The sequence below is a fragment of the Streptomyces sp. NBC_00252 genome (assembly GCF_036187565.1).
In the GTDB taxonomy this organism is placed as follows: Bacteria; Actinomycetota; Actinomycetes; order Streptomycetales; family Streptomycetaceae; genus Streptomyces.
Genome location: NZ_CP108087.1, coordinates 5,571,390 through 5,593,855, shown reverse-complemented (window position 1 = coordinate 5,593,855; position 22,466 = coordinate 5,571,390). Strand labels below are relative to the sequence as shown.

Here is a 22,466-nt window from a genome sequence, read left to right as displayed (position 1 = left end):
CCCGGCGTCGTGGTTCGCCGGGAACGGCACCGGTGCGATCCGGCGCACGGGTAATTCCCGGTCTCTTCACGGTACGCCCGCGGGCCGCGGAGGGGGGCGGAGTGCCTCCGGCGCGGGCCCGCCCGCGCGGGGCGGGAGTACCGTGAGCCATACCGGGAGTTCTCCGTACCTCGGCTCTGGCGCCGGCGTCGTTCCCAGTGCACCACGGCACCGGACCGCCGCCCGACGGACGGCCGGGGACAGGGACCGCGACATGAACGCGCCCACGGACACGCACAGTTCGCCCACCTCGCTCACCCCGGCCGACGCGGACCTCCGCGTGGCTCCCGGCGTGGAGCAGAGCGACCCGCCACTCCTCAGGCTGCGCCTCGCCGCGCACACCGCCGTACCGCGACGGCTCGACGGGGCGTGGTGGCCGTACTCCTACGACCTGCTGACCGAGGTGCCGCGACTGCTCGCCGGGCTGCCGCGGACCTGGGGACACATCGTCAGCGTGATGGTGAGCGGGCGGGTGTGGTCCGCCGCGCCGGGCCGGATGCTCGTGGCCAACCAGGTCGTACGGCTGCACCGGACCACCGCCGCGCACGCCCCGAACACCGTCGTGCTGCTCGCGCCGGGACGCGGCCGCTGGGACCTGCTGGTCGTACCGCCGGAGCTGACGGCTGAGGCGGCCGAGCCGCTGATGGCCGCCGCGGTCGCCAACCTCCGCTGAGGTCGCGGCAGTTGACCGCTCCGGCCGTTACTGGTTCCAGCTCTCGTCGTACGGGTCCTTCGGCGTCGGGACCGGTTTGGCCTGGGTGACCTGGAAGTAGGGGATCGGGCGGTTGTTGATGGGGTCCTTGGTCTGCTTGGGGCTGTACGTGCCGGTGATCTCCAGCCAGGTGTCCGGCTGAAGTACCGGCGGGATCTTGCCCGTCAGCGCGATCTTCACCGGCTGGGCGTCCGCGGCACAGCAGTTGAGGGCCATGCGGACGAGGAACGGCGACCCCGACTTGTCCAGCGCGACGAAGCCGGTGACCTTCAACTGCCGGGTGCCCAGGGACCGTCCGTGGTCGTAGACCGCGCGGCTCGCGTAGTCGACCAGGCCGATGGTGAGCGGGTTGCTGTTGGGGAGCTTGAGCAGGCCGTACGGCTGCTGGATGGCCGTGCCGGTGCGGACCGCGCTGTACGAGCCGAGGGCCGGCGGGGCGACCAGGATCAGCGCGAAGAGGGGGAGGATCAGGAACCAGGAGATGCGGGGTTCGCGGTGGACGTGACCCGCGTGAGTGCCGGCCTCGGTGTGAGCCTCCGCGTGGGCCTCCGTGTGCGCTTCCGCATTCGCTTCGGCGTGCGCCTTCTCCAGCCGCGTGCGGCGCCACTCGTACCACGCCGTCGCCAGCGCCGTGATGATGAGGACCGCGCCGGAGAGCAGGAGGAGCGGTTGGAGGCCTGCCTTGACGTAGCGCAGGTAGAGGTTGGTGAAGCCCGCGTGCAGGAGGGCCGCGCCGACCAGGAACAGGACCGCCGCCTGCGCCTGCCGGTTCACAGGAGCACCGCCCCGGTGACGACCGCGCCCGTGATGGCGAGGACGAAGGTGGCGGGTGCGAAGCGCAGGGCGAAGCCCCGGCCGAACGTGCCCGCCTGCATGGCGAACAGCTTCAGGTCGATCATCGGGCCCACCACCAGGAACGCGAGTTTGGCCGTCAGCGAGAACTGGGTGAGCGACGCGGCGACGAACGCGTCCGCCTCCGAGCAGATCGACAGCAGGACGGCGAGGATCGAGAGGGCGAGGATCGCGACCACCGGGTTGTCGGCGGCCGTGCGCAGCCAGCTCGCCGGTGCGACCGCCTTGAGCGTCGCCGCCGACATCGCGCCGAGCACCAGGAATCCGCCGGCCTGCATGACGTCGTGCCGGACCGAGCCCCAGAACGCGGCCCCCTTGGTCTCCCCCTCGTGCGGCTCGTGAGCGGGCAGGCGCAGCCAGTCGGTGCGGCCGAGGCGGGTCCACAGCCAGCCCATCACACAGGCCACGAGCAGACTGCCGACGAACCGGGCGAGCACCATCTCGGGGTTGCGCGGGAACGCCACCGCCGTCGCCGTCAGCACGATCGGGTTGATCGCCGGGGCGGACAGCAGGAACGCGATCGCCGCCGCCGGGGTCACGCCCCGCCGCACCAGCGCCCCGGCCACCGGCACGGACGCGCACTCGCAGCCGGGCAGGATCGCGCCCGCCATGCCCGCGATCGGCACGGCCAGCGCGGGGTTCTTGGGGAGCGCGCGGGCGAAGAAGGTCGCCGGTACGAACACCGCTATCCCGGCCGACAGCAGCACGCCCAGCACCAGGAAGGGCAGCGCCTGCACGACCACGGCGACGAAGACCGTCATCCAGCTCTGCATCACCGGCGCGGAGAGCGCCTGACGGATCGGGCCCTGGGCGAGCACGACCAGGAGCAGGACCATGGTCAGCACGAGGGGCGAGTTGAGCTGCCAGCCGTCCTTCGACGCCTTGGCGGGATCGGCGCCCTGTGACCGCTTGGCGGGCGCGGTCGGTTTCGTCTCCGGTTTCGTCTCCGGTTCCGTCTGTGGGTCCGGCGGCGTCTCGGTGGTCGGCGCGGCTGGTTCGGTGATGATGGCCACGGGTGAGATACCTCCGGCAGACGCCTGGTTTCGCGAGTTTTGCTCCCTGTCTCTGCATACGGCAGCAGGGGCACGGGTGTTCAGCGGAATACTGGAACCACCCGCCTCCTTGGGGCAGTCTTTCCCCTCGTGGCGAGCAGCGTTCCGAATCAGACCCCGCCGGGCGGTGCCCGTGCGCACATGGTGGTGTGCGGAGACGACGCCCTCGCGCACCGGCTCGCCGCCGAACTCCGCAGTGTCTACGGCGAACAGATCACCCTCGTCGTCCCGCTCTCCGAGGCCACCGCACGCCCGCCCGTCGTGGGCCGGGCGCGTGCCGCCTCGGCCGCGCTGCTCGACCGGGTCAACGCGGCGGTGGGCCGGACGGGCGCCAACGGTGGTGCCAACGGCGGGCCCACCACCCCCGAACCCCCGCGCGGGGAGCGGGTGTTGGAGGCCGCCGAGCTGACCGAGGCCGTGTTCGCCGAAGCCGGGGTGGAGCGGGCGACCGCACTGGCCCTCGTCCATGACGACGACGAGACCAACATCCGCGCCGCGCTCACCGCCCGCCGCCTCAACCCCCGGATCCGGCTGGTGATCCGCCTCTACAACCGGCGGCTCGGCCAGCACATCGAGGAACTCCTCGACCAGGCGGCCGCGTTGGCGACCGGGGACGGTACGGGTGACGGGTCGGGCGGCGGGGCGGGGAGCGGGCCCGGTGCCGGGTTCGACGCGTCGACGACCGTGCTCTCCGACGCCGACACGGCCGCGCCCGCGCTGGCCGCGACCGCCCTCGCCGGGACCAGCAAGGTCGTCCAGACCGACGGGCTGCTGCTGCGCGCGGTGGAACGGCCGCCGCCCGCACCCGGGGAGGTCGCCGACCCGGGGCTTGCCACGCTCGCCCTGCTCTCGGCGACCAGCAGTGACCCGGCCGGTGCCGACGGCTCCGAGGGCATGGGCGAACACGGGCCGCGGCTGCTGCCCGACGCGGCGGCCGTCGCCTCCGCCACCGGGCGCGGCACCGTCGTCCTGGAGCAGGTGTCCTATGCCGGGCCGCAGTTGCCCGGCGGGCGCGGGGGCGGGGTCGTGCCCCCGTTCTCCTCGCTGTTCTCGCGGCGGCTGCGGTGGTCGCTGGCGGGCATGGTGGCGTGTGTGATCGCGCTCGCCGTCTCGCTGTGGCTGGTGACGCAGATCCATCCGCTGACCGCCTTCTATCTGACCCTGCTCGATCTGTTCGCGATCGACGACCCCGCGATCGGGGCGTCTCTGGGGCGGCAGATCCTTCAACTCCTCTCCGGGCTCGTCGGGTTGCTGATGCTTCCGGTGCTGCTGGCCGCGGTGCTCGAAGCCCTCGGTACGTTCCGTACGGCGTCCGCGTTGCGCAAGCCGCCGCGGGGGCTCGGCGGGCATGTCGTGCTGCTCGGGCTCGGGAAGATCGGGACCCGGGTGCTGACCCGGCTGCGTGAACTCCACATCCCCGTCGTCTGTGTCGAGGCCGATCCCGAGGCACGGGGGCTCGCGGTCGCGCGGCGGCTGCGGGTGCCGGTGATCCTCGGTGACGTCACCCAGGAGGGCGTCCTCGAATCCGCGAAGATCCATCGGGCCCACGCGCTGCTCGCGGTCACCAGCTCCGACACGACGAACCTCGAAGCGGTGCTGTACGCGCGGTCCGTGCGGCCGGATCTCCGGGTCGTGCTCCGGCTGTACGACGACGACTTCGCCACCGCCGTGTACCGGACCCTGCGGGCGGCTCATCCCGGTGCCCTCACCCGGAGCCGGAGTGTGTCCCATCTGGCCGCGCCCGCGTTTGCCGGGGCGATGATGGGGCGGCAGATCCTGGGGGCGATTCCGGTGGAGCGGCGGGTGTTGCTGTTCGCCGCGATGACCGTGGGCGGGCATCCGCAGCTGGAGGGGAAGACCGTCGCGGAGGCGTTTCGGGCGGGGTCCTGGCGGGTGCTGGCGCTGGACACGGCCACGCGGGATGCGGCGGAGGATGTCCGGCGGTCGGGGCTGGTGTGGGATCTGCCTGACTCGTATGTGCTGACCGGGTCGGACCGGGTTGTGCTCGCGGCTACGCGGCGGGGGTTGGCGGAGTTGCTGGGGCGGCGACCACGGGATCGTACGGGGGCTTGAACAAGTACCCCGTGCCGAAGCGGGCGTTGCTGGGGGCTGCGCCCCCAGACCCCCGCTTCGGCCCTGAAGGGGCCTCGTCCTCAAACGCCGGACGGGCTGAGTGATACCGACCGGCGCTCAAAGGCTTTGAGGTCAGCTCCCCAAATGCCGCTCCGCGAAGTCCAGTTCCAGCTTCACCTGCTTGATCCGCTCGTCCACGACCAACGACCCGTGCCCCGCGTCGTACCGGTACACCTCGTGCACCGCGCCCCGGGACTCCAGCCGCTTCACGTAGTTGTCGATCTGGCGGATCGGGCAGCGGGGGTCGTTGACGCCGGCCGAGATGTAGACCGGGGCGGTGACCTCGTCGACGTAGGTCAGGGGGGAGGACGCCTCGAAGCGGGCCGGGACCTCTTCCGGGGTGCCGCCCAGCAACGTGCGGTCCATGGCCTTCAGGGCTTCCATCTCGTCGTGGTAGGCCGTGACGTAGTCGGCGACCGGGACGGCCGCGATGCCGAGGGTCCACGCGTCGGGCTGGGTGCCGATGCCGAGGAGGGTGAGGTAGCCGCCCCAGGAACCGCCGGTGAGGATCAGGCGGGCGGGGTCGGCGAGGCCGGAGGTGATCGCCCACTCACGGACCGCCGCGATGTCCTCCAGCTCGATGAGACCGACGCGGTACTTCAGGGCGTCGGTCCAGGCGCGGCCGTAGCCGGTGGAGCCTCGGTAGTTGACCCGGACGACCGCGTAGCCGTGGTCCACCCAGGCCGCCGGGCCCGCCGAGAAGGAGTCGCTGTCGTGCCAGGTCGGGCCGCCGTGGATGTCGAAGACCGTGGGGAGCGGGCCCGTCGCGCCCGCCGGTTTCTGGACCAGGGCGTGGATACGGCCGCCGGGTCCCTCCACCCACACGTCCTCCACCGGGACCGAGCCGGGTGACTTCAGGCCGGGCGGGTCGAGGACGACCTCGCCCGTCGTCGAGCGCACGGCGGAGGGTTCCGCGGCCGACGACCAGAGGTACTCGACGCTGCCGTCCGGCCTGGCCGTCGCGCCCGAGACCGTGCCCGGAGGGGTCGGCACCTTCTCCAGCTCGCCCGACGCGAGGTCGTAGCGGAAGACCTCGCTGCGGGCCTCGAAGCTGTGCGCGATGAGGAGGGACGAACCGTCCGGGTACCACTCGGCGCTCACATCGCCGGGCAGGTCCAGGGACAGGTCCGTCTCGCCGCCCTTGACCACGTCCCACACCAGGGGCTCCCAACGGCCGCGCCGCTGATGACCGATGAGGAGACGCGTGTCGCCGTCGACCGGGGCGAAGCCGAGGACCTCGAGGCCCAGCTCCTCGGTGCCGCCCTTGGTGTCGTCCAGGTCGGCGACCGCCGTGCCGTCCGGGCGCAGGACGCGCAGCGCGGAGTGCATCGCGTCGCCGTGCTCCGTGTGCTCGATGGCGATCAGCGAACCGTCGTGCGAGAGGTCGCCCACGCCGGCCGACTCGCGGTGCCGGTAGATCAGCGTGGTCTCGTCATCGGTGCGGGCGAGGTGGATCGTCGTACCGTCCTCGTCCGTGGAGCGGCCCACCACCGCCGTTCTGCCGTCGCGGGCCAGGGCCAACCCTGCCGGATAGGACGGTTCGAGGCCCGGTACCGCCGGTTCGTCGGGGCCGCCCTTGAAGGGCTGGCGGCGCCAGACGCCGAACTCGTCGCCGTCCTTGTCGTCGAACCACCAGATCCACTCCCCGTCCGGGGAGAGCACACCGTCCGTCGTGCCGTTCGGCCGGTCCGTGACCTGGCGTTGCTCACCCGACGCACGGTCCCAGGCGTACAGCTCATACGTCCCCGTCGCGTTCGACACGAACAGGGAACGGTCGGGTGCGTCCTCCGCCCAGTCGGGCAGGGACACGCGGGGCGCCCGGAAGCGCTTCTCCCAGTCCGGTGTGTTCTCGGACCCGTTGCTCTCAGTCATGGCCCCATACTGCCCGCCCACGACGACATTGCACTGGCCGGATCCTCAGCCTGTGGATAACTTCGACCAAGTCCCGGTCGGAGCATTGCCGACGCCCGGTGAACCGTCGGGCCGACCCCCGGGCCGAGCGCCCCACGGGAGCCCCGTACCGTGGAAGGCGTGTACCGGTTTCTGCTGACATCGCGCTGGTGGGGCATCAACGTCTTCGTACTGCTCGCCATCCCCTTCTGCATCTTCATGGGGTCGTGGCAGCTGAGCCGGTTCCAGGCGCGCGTGGACAGCAGCCACCAGGCCACCAAGCAGGTCGAGACCGACCGCACGGAAACCGCGCGCCCGCTCGCCTCACTGCTGCCGGTCGACCAGAGCACCTCGGGCCGCCAGACCACCGCGACCGGCCGCTACGGCAAGCAACTCCTCGTCCCCGACCGCCAGTTGGACGGGAAGAACGGCTTCTACGTCCTCACCCTGCTGCGCACCGACGCCGGCAAGGCCCTCCCCGTCGTCCGCGGCTGGATCCCCGGCGAGCCCGACGCGGCGAAGGCACCGGCCGCGCCCACCGGCGAGGTCACCGTCACCGGCTCGCTCCAGGCGTCCGAGACCCCCGGCGACAACGGCGTCAGCGCCCAGAGCGGCCTCCCGTCCGGCCAGACCGCCGCGATCAGCGCGGCCTCGCTGGTGAACCTCGTCCCGTACCACCTGTACGACGCGTGGGTCACCCTCGACAAGGGCGACTCCGGGATGAAGGCCGTGCCGGCCACCGCGCCCGCCAACACCGGCCTCGACCTCAAGGCCTTCCAGAACCTCGGCTACACCGGCGAGTGGTTCGTCTTCGCCGGCTTCGTCGTCTTCATGTGGTTCCGGCTGCTGCGCCGCGAGGTGGAGTTCGCCCGCGACGCCGAGCTGGGTCTGGTCCCGGAGGACGAGAACGAGGAAGCGGCCCACGCGACCGTGTGACGTGGCCGGGTCCCCCGACCCGGCCGACCTCGTGCGGACCGACAGTCCGGTCTACGACCCCGCCAGCACGCCCGTCCGGTACACCGTGCCCGCGCACGCGTTCGTCACGGTCGCCGTGACCGTGGGCGAGCCCGTGTCCGGGGTGTGGGTGACCTGGACGCTGCCGTCGAGCGTGCCGTCCTCCAGGAGCTGGGTGGACGTCCCGGTGTCGCCGGTCGTCGAACCGCTGCTGGTGCTCGCGTCCTCGGTGGGCGACGGGCTGGCCGTCGAACCGCCGGTGGTGGTGCCGCCGGTGCTGGTCCCGGTGGTGGGGCAGGTCTCGGAGGGCACCCAGGCGAACTTGACCAGGTAGGCGGAGCCCGGCGCCAGCACCAGCTGGGAGACCTCCGTCGACGGGTCGGGCAGTCCGGCCGCCGCGTCCCCCGCGCTGTGCTGCACCACGGTGATCTTGGTGCTGTCGGCCGCGCCGATCGCGGTGGTGCCGACCGTGCCGGGGCCGCTGACCGTGCAGCTGGTGCCGGAGGTGTTGGTGACGCTGAACGTGCCGTAGACGACGCCCGCCGCGTCGGGGGCGTCGACCGTCGAGTTGGACGAGCCGAGCTGTGTGGCCGTACAGGCCAGGGCCGAAGTCCCGGTGGTGGCCGAGGGGTTCGCGCTCACGGTGCCGGGGCCGGGGGCCTTGCCCGCGCCGTCGTCCTTCTTGCCGCCGGGGCTCTCCGAGGCCCGGCCCGAGGCGCCGCCCGCGGTGCTCGCGCCGCCGCCGGGGCCCTTGCCCTGGCTGGTGCCGCCCTGTGCCTGGGAGCTGTTGCCCGCCATGGACGGGTCCGGGTTGGAGCCGGTGGAGTTCGAGACGTGCACGAGGGCCGGGATCGCGGTGCCGAAGAAGAGCAGGGTGGCGGCCATGCCGACGAGGGCCTGGCGCTTGCGGGCCCTGCGGGCCGGTACCGCCTTGCGCAGGTGGTCCAGCGTGCCGTCGCGCGGCTCGACCTCCTGGACGGCCTGGTGCAGCAGCCGCCGCAGGGCCAGCTCGTCGGGGCCGAAGCCCTCCGGGGCGTGGAGGTCGTCGCCGTGCACGTCGTCGCCGTGGTCGTGGGAGCCCTGTCCTGCGGACCCCAGGCGCCCTAGGGGTCCTAGGGGTCCTACGGGCTCTACGGGTCCTACGGGGGGCCGTTCCTCGATGTCCTCGGTGTCCCCGGAGTTCTCAGGGTTCTCGGGGTTCCCGTCGAGGCTCGGCCCGGTGGGGCTCTGTTCGTCGGGGGCGTGGTTCACAGTTCCGTTCCCAGCGTGTGTTTCGTTCGGCTGTTCCTTGCGCGCCCAGGTCGGGCCGCGCCGGACGTCCTTGCCGCCGGCCGTGCCGTTTCCGTTTCCGTCGGCCTTGTCGCTCATGCCGTGGCCTCCATGGCGATCCGGAGGGCGGCGATCCCGCGCGAGCCGTACGCCTTCACCGAGCCCAGCGATATGCCGAGCGACTCGGCGACCTGCGCCTCCGTCATGTCCGCGAAGTAGCGCAGGACCAGGACCTCGCGCTGGCGGCGCTGCAGTCCCTTCATGGCCTTGATGAGGGAGTCGCGCTCCAGCAGGTCGTAGGCGCCCTCTTCCGCGCTGGCCATGTCCGGCATCGGCTTCGAGAGGAGCTTGAGGCCGAGGATGCGGCGGCGCAGGGCCGAGCGGGAGAGATTGACGACGGTCTGGCGGAGATAGGCCAGGGTCTTCTCGGGGTCACGGACGCGTTTGCGCGCCGAGTGGACCCGGATGAACGCCTCCTGGACGACGTCCTCGCACGAAGCGGTGTCGTCGAGGAGGAGTGCGGCCAGGCCCAGCAGCGAGCGGTAGTGCGCCCGGTAGGTCTCGGTGAGATGGTCGACCGTCGTGCCGGCCGCGACGGCGTCGTCGACACCGTCGCGCTGGTTCGGGATGCGGGCGGGCCGCGCTGCGGGCATCGGCGCGATCACCGGCATGCCGCCGGGCGCACGGGATCCACGCGGAGGCCGTAGGGCTGTTCCGCGTGCCGCAGTGAAGTCGAGTACCTGAGCCACGCCAGTTGGACACGCTTCCCCCCTTGGGGGTTGTACGCGTCGGCCGTCACATTTACGTCAGACGGAACACACCGTCCACCCGACCGCCCGGCGACATCACCCACCCGTCTGGTGTCAGGCAGCACAACCGGCAGTGCGTCGAACACCCTCATGCCTACCCGCTCTTCCCCTGTGTCACGAAAGTCCGGGGCGTCCCCACGCCCCTTGCCGCATCACCGCGCGCCCACCTGAAGGGCGTTCGCAAAGACGCTCCCCGCTCGCCGCGCGGTTGCGGGAAGCGGGGAGTGAAATCTTCGGATGCGAAGGCGGCCGGATTCAAGGGTTCCCAACCATTAATCCGGCCACATCAAGCACGCCGATCCTACAAACTTGTGCGCCACTGGCCAGCGGATTTACGGCCGGGCAGGCCGAGTTGACCCCGCGGTCAGGCCAGTTCGCGCGCCACCAGCTCGGCGATCTGCGCGGTATTGAGGGCCGCTCCCTTGCGCAGATTGTCGCCGCAGACGAAGAGTTCGAGCGCGGTCGGATCGTCCAGCGCCCGCCGCAGCCGCCCCACCCAGGTCGGGTCGGTGCCCACCACGTCGGCGGGCGTGGGGAACTCCCCGGCGGCCGGATTGTCGAAGAGGACGACCCCCGGCGCCGTAGCGAGAATCTCGCGCGCCCCGTCCACGGTGACCTCGCCCTGGAAGCGGGCATGGACCGTGAGGGAGTGCGTGGTGACCACCGGCACGCGCACGCACGTGACGGCGACCGGCAGCGCGGGCAGCCCGAGGATCTTGCGGGACTCGTCCCGCACCTTCATCTCCTCCGAGGACCAGCCGTCCTCGCGCAACGACCCGGCCCACGGTACGACGTTGAGCGCGACCGGCTCCGGGAACGGCCCGGTGTTGTCGCCGACGGCCCGCCGCACGTCACCGGGCTTGGTGCCCAGGTCGGTGTGGGCGACGAGGGCGAGCTGCTGGCGCAGGGTGTCGACCCCGGCCCGGCCCGCCCCGCTCACCGCCTGGTACGAGGACACCACCAGTTCGCGCAGCCCGAACTCGGCGTGCAGCGCGCCCACGGCGACGATCATCGACAGGGTGGTGCAGTTCGGGTTGGCGATGATCCCGCGCGGCCGGTGCCGCACCTTGTGCGGGTTGACCTCGGGGACCACGAGGGGCACCTCCGGGTCCATCCGGAAGGCGCCCGAGTTGTCGACGACGACCACGCCCTTGGCGGCGGCGATCGGCGCCCACCGGGCGGAGACCTCGTCGGGGACGTCGAACATGGCGACGTCGACCCCGTCGAAGGCCTCCTCCGTCAGGGCCACCACCTCGACCTGCTCCCCGCGCACGGCCAGCTTGCGGCCGGCCGAGCGCGGGGAGGCGATCAGGCGGATCTCGCCCCAGATGTCCGCGTGCTGGGACAGGATCTGGAGCATGACCGTGCCGACGGCCCCGGTCGCGCCGACCACGGCGAGCGTCGGACGCGCGGTCGCTCCGGTGCTGGCCATCAGCGGCCGGTGCCTCCGTAGACGACGGCCTCGTCGCTGTCGGAGTCCAGGCCGAACGCCGTGTGCACGGCGCGGACGGCCTCGTTGACGTCGTCGGCGCGGGTGACCACCGAGATGCGGATCTCGGAGGTCGAGATCAGCTCGATGTTGACGCCCGCGTCGGACAGGGCGGTGAAGAAGTCGGCGGTGACGCCGGGGTTCGTCTTCATGCCCGCGCCGACCAGGGAGATCTTGCCGATCTGGTCGTCGTAGCGCAGCGACTCGAAGCCGATGCCGCCCCGGTTCTTCTCCAGGGCGTCGATGGCCTTGCGGCCCTCCGCCTTGGGGAGGGTGAACGAGATGTCCGTGAGACCGGTCGAGGCCGCCGACACGTTCTGCACGATCATGTCGATGTTGACCTGCGCGTCGGAGATCGTCCGGAAGATCACCGCGGCCTCGCCCGGCTTGTCGGGCACGCCGACGACCGTGATCTTGGCCTCGGAGGTGTCGTGCGCGACACCGGAGATGATGGCCTGCTCCACCTTCTGGTCCCCAATCGGCTCACTGCTGACCCATGTGCCCTGAAGTCCGCTGAAGCTGGACCGCACATGGATCGGGATGTTGTATCGGCGGGCGTACTCCACACAGCGGTGGAGCAGCACCTTGGAGCCGGAGGCGGCGAGCTCCAGCATGTCCTCGAAGACGATCCAGTCGATCTTCTTCGCCTTCGGCACCACCCGCGGGTCGGCGGTGAACACGCCGTCGACGTCGGTGTAGATCTCGCACACCTCGGCGTCGAGGGCGGCGGCGAGCGCGACGGCGGTCGTGTCCGAGCCGCCCCGGCCCAGCGTGGTGATGTCCTTCTTGTCCTGGCTCACACCCTGGAACCCGGCGACGATGGCGATGTTGCCCTCGTCCAACGCGGTGCGGATCCGACCGGGCGTGACGTCGATGATCCGTGCTTTGTTGTGGACCGAGTCGGTGATGACGCCTGCCTGGCTGCCGGTGAACGACTGGGCCTCGTGACCCAGGTTTTTGATCGCCATGGCCAGCAGTGCCATGGAGATCCGCTCTCCGGCGGTCAGCAGCATGTCGAACTCACGCCCGGCGGGCATCGGAGATACCTGCTCGGCGAGATCGATCAGCTCGTCCGTCGTGTCGCCCATCGCGGAAACGACGACGACCACTTGGTGGCCGTTCTTCTTCGCTTCGACGATTCGCTTGGCGACGCGCTTGATGCCCTCGGCATCGGCTACGGAGGAGCCTCCGTACTTCTGCACGACAAGGCCCACGTGCGCTCCTCGCTCAGTCCTGGTGTGTCGGCTCAGTTTAACGAGCACCCGAAATTCGCTTCCGCGGTATCGCATGGTGAGATTCGGACGCCCAGGTCAGCGCATGCCCACTTACGAGCTGCGGGAAAAGTGCCGAGTGTCACAGGTGACCCCAAGGAATTGGTTTTCCCGCACTGAGGTGCGCCGTGTGCGCGTACCTGACGCTCGGGACCGGTGGTCGCGGCGACCGTGGGATCGGAATGATGTCGCTCCATGACCACCGACATACTCCTGGGCGGAATCGTCCTGCTCGGCGCTTCCGTCCAGTGGCTGACGGGCATGGGCTTCGCCCTGGTCGCCGTACCCGCCCTGATCCTGCTCCTCGGCCCGGCCCAGGGTGTCGTCCTCGCGAACTGCGCCGGCGGCGCGATCAGCGTCGTGGGCCTCGCGGGCGGCTGGCGGCAGGTGCGGCTGCGGGCGATGGTGCCGTTGTGCGTCGCGGCGGTCTGCACGGTTCCGGCGGGCGCCTGGACGACCCGTCAACTCCCGCCGCCCGTGCTGCTGTTGGTGATGGGCACCCTGGTGACGGCCGTCGTCCTGCTGGTGATGCGCGGCGCCCGGGTCCCGGCCCTGCGCGGCACGGAGGGCGCGGTCGCGGCGGGCGCGGCGGGCGGTTTCATGAACGCGGCGGCGGGCGTGGGCGGCCCGCCGGTCTCCCTGTACGCGGTCAACGCGGGCTGGACGGTACGGGAGTTCGTCCCCAACGCGCAGTTCTACGGCGTCGTCGTCAACGCCTTCTCGGTCGCCGCGAACGGGGTGCCCAGCTTGCGTACACCGCAGTGGGTGGCGGTCGTCGCCGCGATGGCGGTGGGCGGGGTGATCGGGCGCGGCCTCGCCGGGCGGATACCCGAACACCGGGCGCGCGCACTGGTGTTGACGCTGGCGCTGGCGGGTGGACTCACGGCCGTGGGAAAGGGGGCCTGGGGGCTGTGACGCCCGCCGAGCCCCCTTCTGTCCGGCAGCGAACCGGTTACTTCACCGGCCTGATCCCCAGCGGTCCCGCGATCTCCTCGGCCATGACCGCGCCCGCCTCGAACTCGAGGGTCTCGTCGCCCATGCTGACGTCCGTGTCCAGGCCGTCCAGCTCCGGGAGGGGCTGGTTGAGGCGGACGTGGGCGACCAGGGACTGGAGGGCGCGCAGGGCGGCCGAGGCGGTGGAGCCCCAGTTGGAGAAGTAGGAGAACTGCCACCACCACAGGGCCTCCGTGGTGCGGCCCGCGCGGTAGTGGGCCATGCCGTGGCGGAGGTCGGTGAGGACGTCGGCGAGGTCGTCGGAGATACGGGCCGGGACCGGGGCCTTGCGCGGCTCGTAGGGGTCGAAGACCTCCGAGTACACGTCGATCGGCTCCAGCATCACCGCGAGGCGCTCGCGGATCTCGTCCACGTCCGCCTCCGGGCCCAGGTCGGGCTCGTAGCGCTCGTCCGGGACGATGTCCTCGTGCGCGCCCAACCGGCCGCCCGCCAGGAGGAGTTGGGACACCTCGAGGAGCAGGAAGGGGACCGCCGAATCGGGGTCCTCGCCCTTCGCTACCTCCGACACGGCCACCAGGAAGCTCTCGACCTGGTCGGCGATCTGGACCGCGAAGTCGTCCGGGTCCTGCGCAGTGGCATGCAGCGTGGCGTCAGACATCTAGGAGTCGTCTCCCCTCGAAGGCGCGGCCGAGGGTCACCTCGTCCGCGTATTCCAGGTCGCCGCCCACCGGGAGGCCGCTGGCCAGGCGGGTGACCTTGAGGCCCATGGGCTTGATCATGCGGGCGAGGTACGTGGCCGTGGCCTCGCCCTCCAGATTCGGGTCCGTGGCAAGGATCAGTTCCGTGACGGAACCGTCGGCCAACCGCGCGAGAAGTTCTCGTATACGCAGGTCGTCGGGTCCGACCCCCTCGATCGGGCTGATCGCGCCGCCCAGGACGTGGTACTTGCCCCGGAACTCACGCGTCCGCTCGATCGCGACCACGTCCTTCGGCTCCTCCACGACACAGATCACCGTGAGGTCGCGGCGCGGGTCGCGGCAGATGTTGCACAGCTCCTCCTGCGCGACGTTGCCGCAGGTCGCGCAGAAGCGGACCTTCGCCTTGACCTCCATCAGGCACTGCGCGAGCCGGCGGACGTCCGTCGGCTCCGCCTGCAGGATGTGGAAGGCGATCCGCTGCGCGCTCTTGGGACCGACGCCGGGGAGTCGCCCCAACTCGTCGATGAGGTCCTGGACCACGCCTTCGTACAACGGACTGCCTGCCCTTCCTGGAGTCGTGCGGGTACGTGCCGTACGTACCGTAGTTGGCCGCGGGCCGTCTTAGAAAGGCAGACCGGGGATACCGCTGCCGCCACCGCCGAGACCCTGGGCCAGCGGGCCGAGCTTCTGCTGCTGGAGGGTCTGCGCGTTCTCGTTGGCCGCCTGGACGGCCGCGACGATCAGGTCCGCGAGCGTCTCCGTGTCGTCCGGGTCGACGGCCTTCGGGTCGATCTTCAGCGCGCGCAGCTCGCCGGAGCCGGTGACGGTGGCCTTGACCAGCCCGCCGCCCGCCTGTCCTTCGACCTCGGTCCGCGCCAGCTCCTCCTGCGCGTTCGCCAGGTCCTGCTGCATCTTCTGGGCCTGCTGGAGCAGCTGCTGCATATTGGGCTGGCCACCACCGGGAATCACGATCAGCTCCTGGTTTCGTACGGCTGTCAGTCATGGATACGGCTGTATGGGCGAGGTTTTCCCCGCTCGGCACGAGCCTACGTGGTCCGGGGAGTCATCGCTTCAGCACTCTTTCGAGTGAGTCCTCACCGTGTCCTATACCTGATCAAGACCCACTTCCGGGCGGAAAAGAGGTGAAACCAGATCCTTCGCCACCCATTGGGCGGTAGGAAGGGTCCGGCACATCAGCATCAGGTGTCACACGACGTAAGGGAGTGCCGGGTGGGTCAGCCCGAGATTCAGCCCGAAGGTGGCGATCTGGCCGGGCGGACGTTTCCGCTCGGGGACTGGGGCGAGCCGACGGCACGGCTGGACGAGCTGTACCGGTGGGTCGAGCGCGGGGCGCTGGAGACGGCGTCCGGCTATCTCACCGGCCGGGTGTGGAAGCGGCGCGGGGCGCGGGTGCTGCGCGCGGGCGCGGCGCTGGGCACGGTGGCGGGGGCGGCGCTGCCGCTGCTGGACCTGACCGGGGCGGTGGGCGGGGTGGCCGCGTGGGGTTATCTGGCGCTGCTGCTGGGGGCCGCGTGCGTGGCCGGGGACCGGTTCTTCGGGATGACGTCCGGGTGGATGCGGGACGTGGCCACGGCGCAGGCGGTGCAGCGGCGGCTTCAGGTGCTCCAGTTCGACTGGGCCTCGGAGGGTGTCCGGGAGTTCCTGGGGCCCGCGGAGGGCACGGCGAGCGAGGCCGCGGAGCGGTGTCTCGCGGTGCTGCGGCGGTTCTCGGAGGACGTGACGGAACTGGTCCGGGTGGAGACCGCCGACTGGATGGTGGAGTTCCGGACCGGGGCGGGGCCGCTGGGCATCCAGTCCTCGGTGGTGCCGGGCGGGCGGCAGGAGGGGACCGTGGTGCAGGGCAGGTTCCCGATGCCGCCGGGACCGGCGGGCGGGACGCGGCCGAACATGCCGAGGCAGCGGCCGCCGGAGCCCCGGTGAGCGGACCCGCTCGCTGAGGCTAGGCGCAGAGTTTGAGGCCCTCCGGGGTCCAGCACGGGATGTGGCCGTGGGTGCGGATCACGTCCTGGCCGTTGCCCCGGGACAGATAGGTCAGGAAGCTCGACGCGAGGGAGTCGGCCGGGGGCTGGCCGTAGGTGTAGGCGTACTCGATCTCGCGGTACGGGTAGTCGCTCGTGCCGTGCTCGATGGCGTCCACGGACGGCGGGTGGCCGTCGAGGTCGAGGGTGTGCAGGCCCTTGGCGCCGGAGGCGAGGGTGAGTTCGCTGTAGCCGATGGCGCCGGGGAGTTCGGCGACCTGCGTCAACACCTGGTCGGTGGAGTCGAGTTCACAGCGGATGACCGGCGCGGTCGGGTCGTCCTTGTGGACGCAGTCGACAGAGGAATTGGCGATCTCGCCGCGTTTCAGCACCCGGCGCTGGAACACCTGGCGCGTCCCGGAGTTGGCGTCCCGGCTGACCAGGTGCACTGCGAGGTCCGGTCCCCCGAGCTGCTTCCAGTTGGTGATCTCACCCCGGTACAGCCGTCGTACGTCCGCCGTGGACAGGTTCTTCAGGCGGACGCCGTTGTTGACGACGATCGCGAACACCGACACCGCGATCCGGTTCTCCCGCAGCTGCGGCATGTCGCTGGGCTTGGGTCCGTCCGACAGCGCTACGACGGCCGGTGAGCCGTTCTTCGCGGCGAGCCCGGTGGCCTCCAACTCCCGTACGCCCGCGGTCGATCCGTGCGGATCGACGGTGACCTGCGCGCCCTCGCAGTCCCGCGCGTACTTCTTCCCGACCTCCTCCACCACCGGCGCGAACGCGGTCGAACCGGTGACGGTGAGGGTGCCGCGCGCGCAGCCGATCGGGGGCGGGGAGTCGTCGCGGAGCACGACGATCGCGGCGAGGGTCACCACGCACACCGTGAGCATGATGGTGATCAGCCGGGAGGCGCGGCTGAACAGGGGCGCCTTGTCGTCCGGGGTTGCGCTGCGGTTGGGGTGCACCTCGCCGTCGCGGATGCCGCCGATGAGCCGTATCGGGCAGCCGACGTCGCCGCCGGAGAGCAGTACCAGCAGCTTGAAGTGGTCGCGGGGGTTGAGCGGGACGCGCGGGATGCGCAGGGTGTTGCCGTCGTAGCCGAGGCCGGCCGCCGGGGTGAAGTGGTCCATCAGATGGTCGGTGCCGACGGGCTGGGTGACGGAGACGCCGCGGATCGTGCGGTCGGTGAACACCGCGGTGAGGCCGTGGAGTTCACGTCCGGTGTAGTCGTTGTCGGCGATGCTCTGCGAGCCGTCGTTCTCGATGCGCAGCAGGACGAGGGTGGCGTCGGACATGCCGGGGACCTCGTCGAAGAGGCCGAGGCGTCGGTTGGCGCGGCCCGAACGGACGTCGTCGCCGATGGGGTTGTCCATCTGGACGCGGTAGCCGATCCTCTTCCGGCGCGGCACCCGGCGTTCGTACCAGACCATCACGCCGGACGCGACGATGCCGAGCAGCGCCGTGCCGACGGCGACGACGTTCTCCGCGCTCAGCCACTCCACTGCGGGCCCCCGCTCCCCAGTCGGATCGTGGGGTCACGGTACGAGCGGGACCGGGAAACCCGCAGGGGGTCTTGGCCGAAGTTCGCGTGACGTTCAACTGGAGCGGCCGTGACGGGAGTTGCCGGTCGCGGTCAGCCCGACTTGGTGTACGTCAGCTTCTCGCCGGTGCTGGTGCTCACGCGCTGGAGCGTGCTGTCGGAGAGCAGGGTGATCTCGGTGGCGGAGCCCGGGTTGCAGGACGAACGCGGTTGCCCCGAGGTGACGGTGGAGGCGCCGATCGCCAACGGGCTCTCGCCGCCCGGCTCTTGGGCGAGGTCGGCGCTGAACTCGCAGTGGTAGCCGGGTCCGTCCGCGACCAGGGTCAGCACCGGGTCGCCCACCTTCCCCTGCCTGATGGTGAGTTGGCGGGTGTTGTGGCCGGTGTCGTTGTCGATGGACGCGTTCCAGGTGCCGAGATAGCCGGTCGGTACGGCGCCGTCGCCGGTCGGGGTGGCGGACGGGGAGGGTGACGCGCTCGGCTCCCCCGTGCTCGGACCCGGGGTCGTGGGCGCGGCGCTGGTGGCCGCGCCGCCGCCCGAACCGGCCTTCGTACGGCTGCCGTTGCCGCCGTCCTTCATCAGCGCGTACACCGAACCGCCGGCGCCCAGCGCGACGATCAGCGCGACCACGACGAGCAGCGCGGTCGACCGCCCGTTGCGGGGCGGCGCGTGGGGCTCGCCGCCCGGGCCCGGGCCGTAGGGCGGGGTGGGGCCGAGGCCGACGTCGTGGTTGTGCGGGTAGGGGTTGTAGGGCACCTGCCCGCCCCAGCCGACGAGTTGGCGGGCCGGGGGCTGCTGTTCCGGGTAGCCGTACGCGGCGGGCGGGGGCGGCGGGTTGTAGGCGGCCGGCTGGGGATGCTGCTGCGGGTAGCCGTAGGCCGGGTGCGGGGCGGGCGGGTTCGGAGTGCGTGAAGCTCCCGCCCGGCCGGCGACCGCCGTGGGGAGGTGGTTGTCCGGCACGGTGGGCGTCGGGGAGGAGTCGTCGGAGGCGGGGGCGTGTTCGGGGGATGCCTCGGAGGAGGGGGCGGGAGCAGGGGCGGGTGCGGAGGCAGGGGCGGGGTCAGGAGAAAGGGCAGGGGTTTCGCGGAGGGAGGTGTCCGGCTTCTCCAGATCGACGGGAGTGGCCAGGGGCACGGACGGGACAGCGGGCACGGCCCCCTCGACTGCCGCGGGGTTCCGCAGGGCGGGGTTCTGAACGGCCGGGGTTTCGGCGCCCGGATTTTCGGCGCCTGAGTTCTGGACGGCCGGATTCTGGACGCCCGGGTCCTGCCCGCCCGGGTTTCCGGCGCCCGAGCTCTGGACGGCCGGATTCTGGACGGCCGGATTCTGGACGCCCGGGTCCTGCCCGCCCGGGTTTCCGGCGCCCGAGCTCTGGACGGCCGGATTCTGGACGGCCGGATTCTGGACGCCCGGGTCCTGCCCGCCCGGGTTTCCGGCGCCCGAGCTCTGGACGGCCGGGTTCTGGACGGCCGGATTCTGGACGCCCGGGTCCTGCCCGCCCGGGTTTCCGGCGCCCGAGCTCTGGACGGCTGGGTTCTGGGCTGCCGGATTCTGAGCTGCCGGATTTTGCACACCCGAGTTCCGGACTGCCGGGCTCTGGACGCCCGGGCTCTGCACGCCCGGATTTTGCACACCTGGGTTCCGGACTGCCGAATTCTGGACGCCGGGGTTTTGCACACCCGGGTTCCGGACTGCCGGATTCTGGACGCCCGGATTTTGCACACCCGGGTTCTGCACGCCCGGGCCCTGGACGCCCGGATCTTGCACACCCGGGTTCTGGACTGCCGGGCTCCGGACTGTCGGGTTCTGCCCGTCCGGGTCCTGCCCGCCCGGGCCCCGCGTCTCCGGAGCCCGCCCCTCCGGGCTCATCTGTCCCGGAGACGCCGACCCCGAGCCGGGCCGGTCCGAACCGGGCCGCTCCGAACCGACGCCCTCCACACCAGCACTCCCCGAACCGGCGCCCTCCGGACCAGGCCGCTCCGAACCGGCACCCGCCGAAGCGGCACCTGCCGAGCCCGCCTGTACCGAACCGACGCCCTCCGAACCAGGCCGGTCCGAACCGACACCCTCCACACCGGCACCCCCCGAACCAGCACCCCCCGAAGCGGCGCCTGCCGAACCGGCACCCTCCACACCGGCACCCCCCGAACCAGCACCCCCCGAAGCGGCGCCTGCCGAACCGGCACCCTCCGAACCAGGCCGGTCCGAATCGGCCCGTACCGAATCCGCGCCGTCCGCAGCCGCGCCCTCCGCAGCCGCCCCCTCCGAGCCCGGCGTCGCCAGGGCAACCCGCTCCAGTTCCGCCGTCTCCGGGTCCTCCGTGTCCAGCAACTTGACTGCGTGGCGGCCCAGTTGGGCGACGAGGGTGTTGGGGAGCCAGGGGTCGTGGGAGCGGCCGTCGGAGACCGTGTCGTCGGCGCCTGTGCGGTCGAGGATGTGGTGGAGGGTCGGGCGGGCCGCCGGGTCCTTGCGGAGGCAGTCGCGGACCAGGTCGGCGATGCCCTCGGGGACGCCCGACAGGTCGGGTTCCTCCTGGGCGATGCGGAACATCAGGGCGTGGACTCCGCTGTTGGCGGCGCCGAACGGCAGGGTGCCGGTCGCCGCGTAGGCGAGGACGGAGCCGAGGCAGAAGACGTCGCAGGCCGGGGTGATCCGGTCGCCCCGCACCTGTTCCGGTGCCATGAAACCGGGCGAGCCGACCAGCGAACCGGTGCGGGTGAGCCCGTCCCCGGCGAGGGTCTCCAGGGCGCGCGCTATGCCGAAGTCGATGACACGGGGACCGTCGATGGTCACCAGCACGTTGGACGGCTTGAGGTCGCGGTGGACGATCCCGGCGGCGTGGATGTCCTGCAGCGCGTGCGCGAGCCCGGCCGCGAGGATCCGTACCGACCGCTCGGGCAGTGCCCCGTGGTCGCGCCCGACGACCTGCTGCAGTGTGGGTCCGGCCACATACCCGGTGGCCACCCACGGCACCGCGGCCTCGGTGTCCGCGTCCAGCACGGGTGCCGTCCAGTGCCCGCCGACCCGCTGCGCGGCCCGCACCTCCTGCCGGAACCGGGCCCGGAACTCCTCCTGCGCGGCCAGTTCCTCGCGCACCAGCTTCACCGCGACCGTGCGTCCCCGGTCCGAGCGGGCCAGGTACACCTGCCCCATGCCGCCGGCCCCCAGCCGGGCCACCAGCCGGTACGCCCCGATCCGCTGCGGATCGGCCGCCCCCAGTTTCTCCATGGCCGCGCCGCCTCCCCCGAAATCCCCGGTCACACCCCTGTGCCCTGCGCGAGACCGAGAATAGTGCGGGGACACGGCCCGATGACCGGGGCGGTGTCTACGGTTCCGTAACGGGAGACCCTGGACAACCTGTCGTGGAAAGCCGCCGACCGCAGACAGGACGCCGATACCGCTTCCGCATCGCGGACATTTACGCTCACCCGCATGACCCCTCATCCCCACCCCCAGGCCGGCGCCGCCGTGAAGGCCGCGGACCGTGCGCATGTGTTCCACTCCTGGTCCGCGCAGGAGCTCATCGACCCGCTCGCCGTGGCCGGCGCGGAGGGGTCGTACTTCTGGGACTACGACGGGAAGCGCTACCTGGACTTCACCAGCGGGCTCGTCTACACGAACATCGGGTACCAGCACCCGAAGGTCGTCGCCGCGATCCAGGAGCAGGCCGCGACCCTCACCACGTTCGCGCCCGCCTTCGCGATCGAGGCCCGCTCCGAGGCGGCCCGGCTGATCGCCGAGCGCACGCCCGGCGACCTGGACAAGATCTTCTTCACCAACGGCGGCGCCGACGCCATCGAGCACGCGACGCGCATGGCCCGGCTGCACACCGGTCGCGCGAAGGTGCTGTCCGCCTACCGCTCGTACCACGGCGGCACGCAGCAGGCGATCAACCTCACCGGGGATCCCCGCCGTTGGGCCAGCGACAGCGGCACGGCCGGGGTCGTGCACTTCTGGGCGCCCTTCCTGTACCGGTCCCGTTTCTACGCCGAGACCGAGGCGCAGGAGTGCGAGCGCGCGCTCGAACACCTGGAGACGACGATCGCCTTCGAGGGCCCGGCGACCATCGCCGCGATCGTCCTGGAGACCGTCCCGGGCACCGCCGGGATCATGGTGCCGCCGCCGGGTTACCTCGCCGGGGTCCGTGAGATCTGCGACAAGTACGGGATCGTCTTCATCCTGGACGAGGTGATGGCCGGGTTCGGGCGCACCGGTGAGTGGTTCGCGGCCGACCTGTTCGACGTCGTACCGGACCTGATGACCTTCGCCAAGGGTGTGAACTCCGGCTACGTGCCGCTCGGCGGTGTCGCCATCTCCGGCGCGATCGCGGACACCTTCGGCAAGCGGCCCTACCCCGGCGGACTGACGTACTCGGGGCACCCGTTGGCCTGTGCCGCGGCCGTCGCGACGATCAACGTCATGGCCGAGGAAGGGGTCGTGGAGAACGCCAAGACCCTTGGTGCGACCGTCGTCGAACCCGCTCTGCGGGCGCTGGCCGAGCGGCACCCGAGTGTCGGCGAGGTGCGCGGGGTCGGCATGTTCTGGGCGCTGGAGCTGGTGCGGAACCGCGAGACGCGGGAGCCGCTGGTGCCGTACAACGCGGCCGGTGACGCGAACGCGGCGATGGCCGCCTTCGGGGGTGCCGCCAAGCAGCAGGGGCTGTGGCCGTTCGTGAACATGAACCGCACCCACGTCGTCCCGCCCTGCAACGTGAGCGAGGCCGAGCTGAAGGAGGGCCTCGCCGCCCTGGACACGGCACTCTCCGTGGCCGACGAGTTCACGGAATAGTCCGCGCGTACCCGGATCGGGGCCGGAATCG

17 protein-coding genes and 1 pseudogene are annotated in these 22,466 nt (G+C 71.5%); 6 read left to right on the top strand and 12 right to left on the bottom strand.

Features of this window, described 5'->3' with window-relative positions; genetic code table 11:
- The first annotated feature begins 253 nt into the window (after positions 1 to 253).
- A complete protein-coding gene (locus OHT77_RS24605; protein ID WP_328830648.1) occupies positions 254 to 712 on the top strand; it encodes a DUF5994 family protein in 459 nt (152 codons plus the stop codon).
- Positions 713 to 739: 27 nt separating this feature from the next.
- On the opposite strand, the gene OHT77_RS24600 is transcribed toward OHT77_RS24605, so the two are convergent.
- Positions 740 to 1,525, bottom strand: coding sequence for a TIGR03943 family putative permease subunit (locus OHT77_RS24600; protein ID WP_328830647.1), 786 nt, complete (start codon positions 1,523 to 1,525; stop codon positions 740 to 742).
- Positions 1,522 to 2,616, bottom strand: coding sequence for a permease (locus tag OHT77_RS24595; protein ID WP_328830646.1), 1,095 nt, complete (start codon positions 2,614 to 2,616; stop codon positions 1,522 to 1,524). The genes OHT77_RS24600 and OHT77_RS24595 overlap by 4 nt, the downstream gene beginning before the upstream one ends.
- Before the next feature lie 180 nt (positions 2,617 to 2,796).
- On the opposite strand from OHT77_RS24595, the gene OHT77_RS24590 reads away from it, so the two are divergent.
- Complete coding sequence (locus OHT77_RS24590; RefSeq protein ID WP_328834329.1) at positions 2,797 to 4,728, top strand: potassium channel family protein; 1,932 nt, start codon at positions 2,797 to 2,799, stop codon at positions 4,726 to 4,728.
- Positions 4,729 to 4,860: 132 nt separating this feature from the next.
- Here OHT77_RS24590 and OHT77_RS24585 read toward each other — a convergent pair whose 3' ends face one another.
- Complete coding sequence (locus OHT77_RS24585; protein WP_328830645.1) at positions 4,861 to 6,660, bottom strand: S9 family peptidase; 1,800 nt, start codon at positions 6,658 to 6,660, stop codon at positions 4,861 to 4,863.
- A 159-nt stretch (positions 6,661 to 6,819) separates the two neighbouring features.
- Between OHT77_RS24585 and OHT77_RS24580 the strand changes: the two genes are divergently transcribed.
- Positions 6,820 to 7,614, top strand: coding sequence for an SURF1 family protein (locus OHT77_RS24580; protein ID WP_328830644.1), 795 nt, complete (start codon positions 6,820 to 6,822; stop codon positions 7,612 to 7,614).
- A 51-nt stretch (positions 7,615 to 7,665) separates the two neighbouring features.
- On the opposite strand, the gene OHT77_RS24575 is transcribed toward OHT77_RS24580, so the two are convergent.
- The 4 genes from OHT77_RS24575 to OHT77_RS24560 all read right to left on the bottom strand — a co-directional run bounded on the left by OHT77_RS24575 (position 7,666) and on the right by OHT77_RS24560 (position 12,413).
- A complete protein-coding gene (locus OHT77_RS24575) occupies positions 7,666 to 9,000 on the bottom strand; it encodes a hypothetical protein (protein ID WP_328830643.1) in 1,335 nt (444 codons plus the stop codon).
- Positions 8,997 to 9,572, bottom strand: a complete 576-nt coding sequence (locus tag OHT77_RS24570; protein ID WP_019063113.1) for a SigE family RNA polymerase sigma factor — start codon at positions 9,570 to 9,572, stop codon at positions 8,997 to 8,999. The genes OHT77_RS24575 and OHT77_RS24570 overlap by 4 nt, the downstream gene beginning before the upstream one ends.
- A gap of 502 nt (positions 9,573 to 10,074) precedes the next feature.
- On the bottom strand, positions 10,075 to 11,142 hold the full coding sequence (locus OHT77_RS24565) for an aspartate-semialdehyde dehydrogenase (RefSeq protein ID WP_328830642.1): 1,068 nt from the start codon (positions 11,140 to 11,142) through the stop codon (positions 10,075 to 10,077).
- Positions 11,142 to 12,413: an aspartate kinase gene (locus OHT77_RS24560; RefSeq protein WP_266770013.1), complete on the bottom strand. Its 1,272-nt coding sequence runs from the start codon at positions 12,411 to 12,413 to the stop codon at positions 11,142 to 11,144. Before OHT77_RS24560 ends, OHT77_RS24565 begins: the two co-directional genes overlap by 1 nt.
- Before the next feature lie 252 nt (positions 12,414 to 12,665).
- Here OHT77_RS24560 and OHT77_RS24555 point away from each other — a divergent pair, with 252 nt between their 5' ends.
- Entirely contained in the window at positions 12,666 to 13,385 is a 720-nt protein-coding gene (locus OHT77_RS24555) for a sulfite exporter TauE/SafE family protein (RefSeq protein ID WP_328830641.1), read from the top strand.
- A 37-nt stretch (positions 13,386 to 13,422) separates the two neighbouring features.
- Here the strand turns inward: OHT77_RS24555 and OHT77_RS24550 are convergent, their stop codons facing one another.
- The 3 genes from OHT77_RS24550 to OHT77_RS24540 form a co-directional block, all read right to left on the bottom strand.
- Positions 13,423 to 14,082: a DUF5063 domain-containing protein gene (locus OHT77_RS24550; RefSeq protein WP_266770016.1), complete on the bottom strand. Its 660-nt coding sequence runs from the start codon at positions 14,080 to 14,082 to the stop codon at positions 13,423 to 13,425.
- Positions 14,075 to 14,674 carry a recombination mediator RecR gene (gene recR / locus OHT77_RS24545; RefSeq protein WP_328830640.1) on the bottom strand — a complete coding sequence of 200 codons (600 nt, stop codon included), beginning with the start codon at positions 14,672 to 14,674 and terminating at the stop codon, positions 14,075 to 14,077. The genes OHT77_RS24550 and recR overlap by 8 nt, the downstream gene beginning before the upstream one ends.
- Positions 14,675 to 14,743: 69 nt before the next feature.
- Complete coding sequence (locus tag OHT77_RS24540) at positions 14,744 to 15,091, bottom strand: YbaB/EbfC family nucleoid-associated protein (protein WP_328830639.1); 348 nt, start codon at positions 15,089 to 15,091, stop codon at positions 14,744 to 14,746.
- 261 nt (positions 15,092 to 15,352) lie between these two features.
- Here OHT77_RS24540 and OHT77_RS24535 point away from each other — a divergent pair, with 261 nt between their 5' ends.
- Entirely contained in the window at positions 15,353 to 16,063 is a 711-nt protein-coding gene (locus tag OHT77_RS24535) for an SLATT domain-containing protein (RefSeq protein WP_328830638.1), read from the top strand.
- A 19-nt stretch (positions 16,064 to 16,082) separates the two neighbouring features.
- Here the strand turns inward: OHT77_RS24535 and OHT77_RS24530 are convergent, their stop codons facing one another.
- Together OHT77_RS24530 and OHT77_RS45050 are read right to left on the bottom strand one after the other, a co-directional pair.
- Positions 16,083 to 17,609 (bottom strand): substrate-binding domain-containing protein, encoded by a 1,527-nt coding sequence (locus tag OHT77_RS24530; protein ID WP_328830637.1) that lies wholly within the window; start codon positions 17,607 to 17,609, stop codon positions 16,083 to 16,085.
- A 2,189-nt stretch (positions 17,610 to 19,798) separates the two neighbouring features.
- Positions 19,799 to 20,875, bottom strand: a pseudogene (locus tag OHT77_RS45050) (serine/threonine-protein kinase); the annotation flags it as partial.
- A gap of 204 nt (positions 20,876 to 21,079) precedes the next feature.
- On the opposite strand from OHT77_RS45050, the gene OHT77_RS24520 reads away from it, so the two are divergent.
- Positions 21,080 to 22,435 carry an aspartate aminotransferase family protein gene (locus OHT77_RS24520; RefSeq protein ID WP_328830635.1) on the top strand — a complete coding sequence of 452 codons (1,356 nt, stop codon included), beginning with the start codon at positions 21,080 to 21,082 and terminating at the stop codon, positions 22,433 to 22,435.
- The last annotated feature ends 31 nt before the right edge of the window (positions 22,436 to 22,466 follow it).

Excerpts from the sequence above, each read along its gene's own strand:
- OHT77_RS24550 (WP_266770016.1), bottom strand. The coding sequence starts at position 14,082 with ATGTCTGACGCCACGCTGCATGCCACTGCGCAGGACCCGGACGACTTC.
- OHT77_RS24585 (WP_328830645.1), bottom strand. The coding sequence starts at position 6,660 with ATGACTGAGAGCAACGGGTCCGAGAACACACCGGACTGGGAGAAGCGC.
- OHT77_RS24570 (WP_019063113.1), bottom strand. The coding sequence starts at position 9,572 with ATGCCGGTGATCGCGCCGATGCCCGCAGCGCGGCCCGCCCGCATCCCG.
- OHT77_RS24555 (WP_328830641.1), top strand. The coding sequence starts at position 12,666 with ATGACCACCGACATACTCCTGGGCGGAATCGTCCTGCTCGGCGCTTCC.
- OHT77_RS24590 (WP_328834329.1), top strand. The coding sequence starts at position 2,797 with ATGGTGGTGTGCGGAGACGACGCCCTCGCGCACCGGCTCGCCGCCGAA.
- OHT77_RS24565 (WP_328830642.1), bottom strand. The coding sequence starts at position 11,142 with ATGGCCAGCACCGGAGCGACCGCGCGTCCGACGCTCGCCGTGGTCGGC.
- OHT77_RS24605 (WP_328830648.1), top strand. The coding sequence starts at position 254 with ATGAACGCGCCCACGGACACGCACAGTTCGCCCACCTCGCTCACCCCG.
- OHT77_RS24575 (WP_328830643.1), bottom strand. The coding sequence starts at position 9,000 with ATGAGCGACAAGGCCGACGGAAACGGAAACGGCACGGCCGGCGGCAAG.
- OHT77_RS24520 (WP_328830635.1), top strand. The coding sequence starts at position 21,080 with ATGACCCCTCATCCCCACCCCCAGGCCGGCGCCGCCGTGAAGGCCGCG.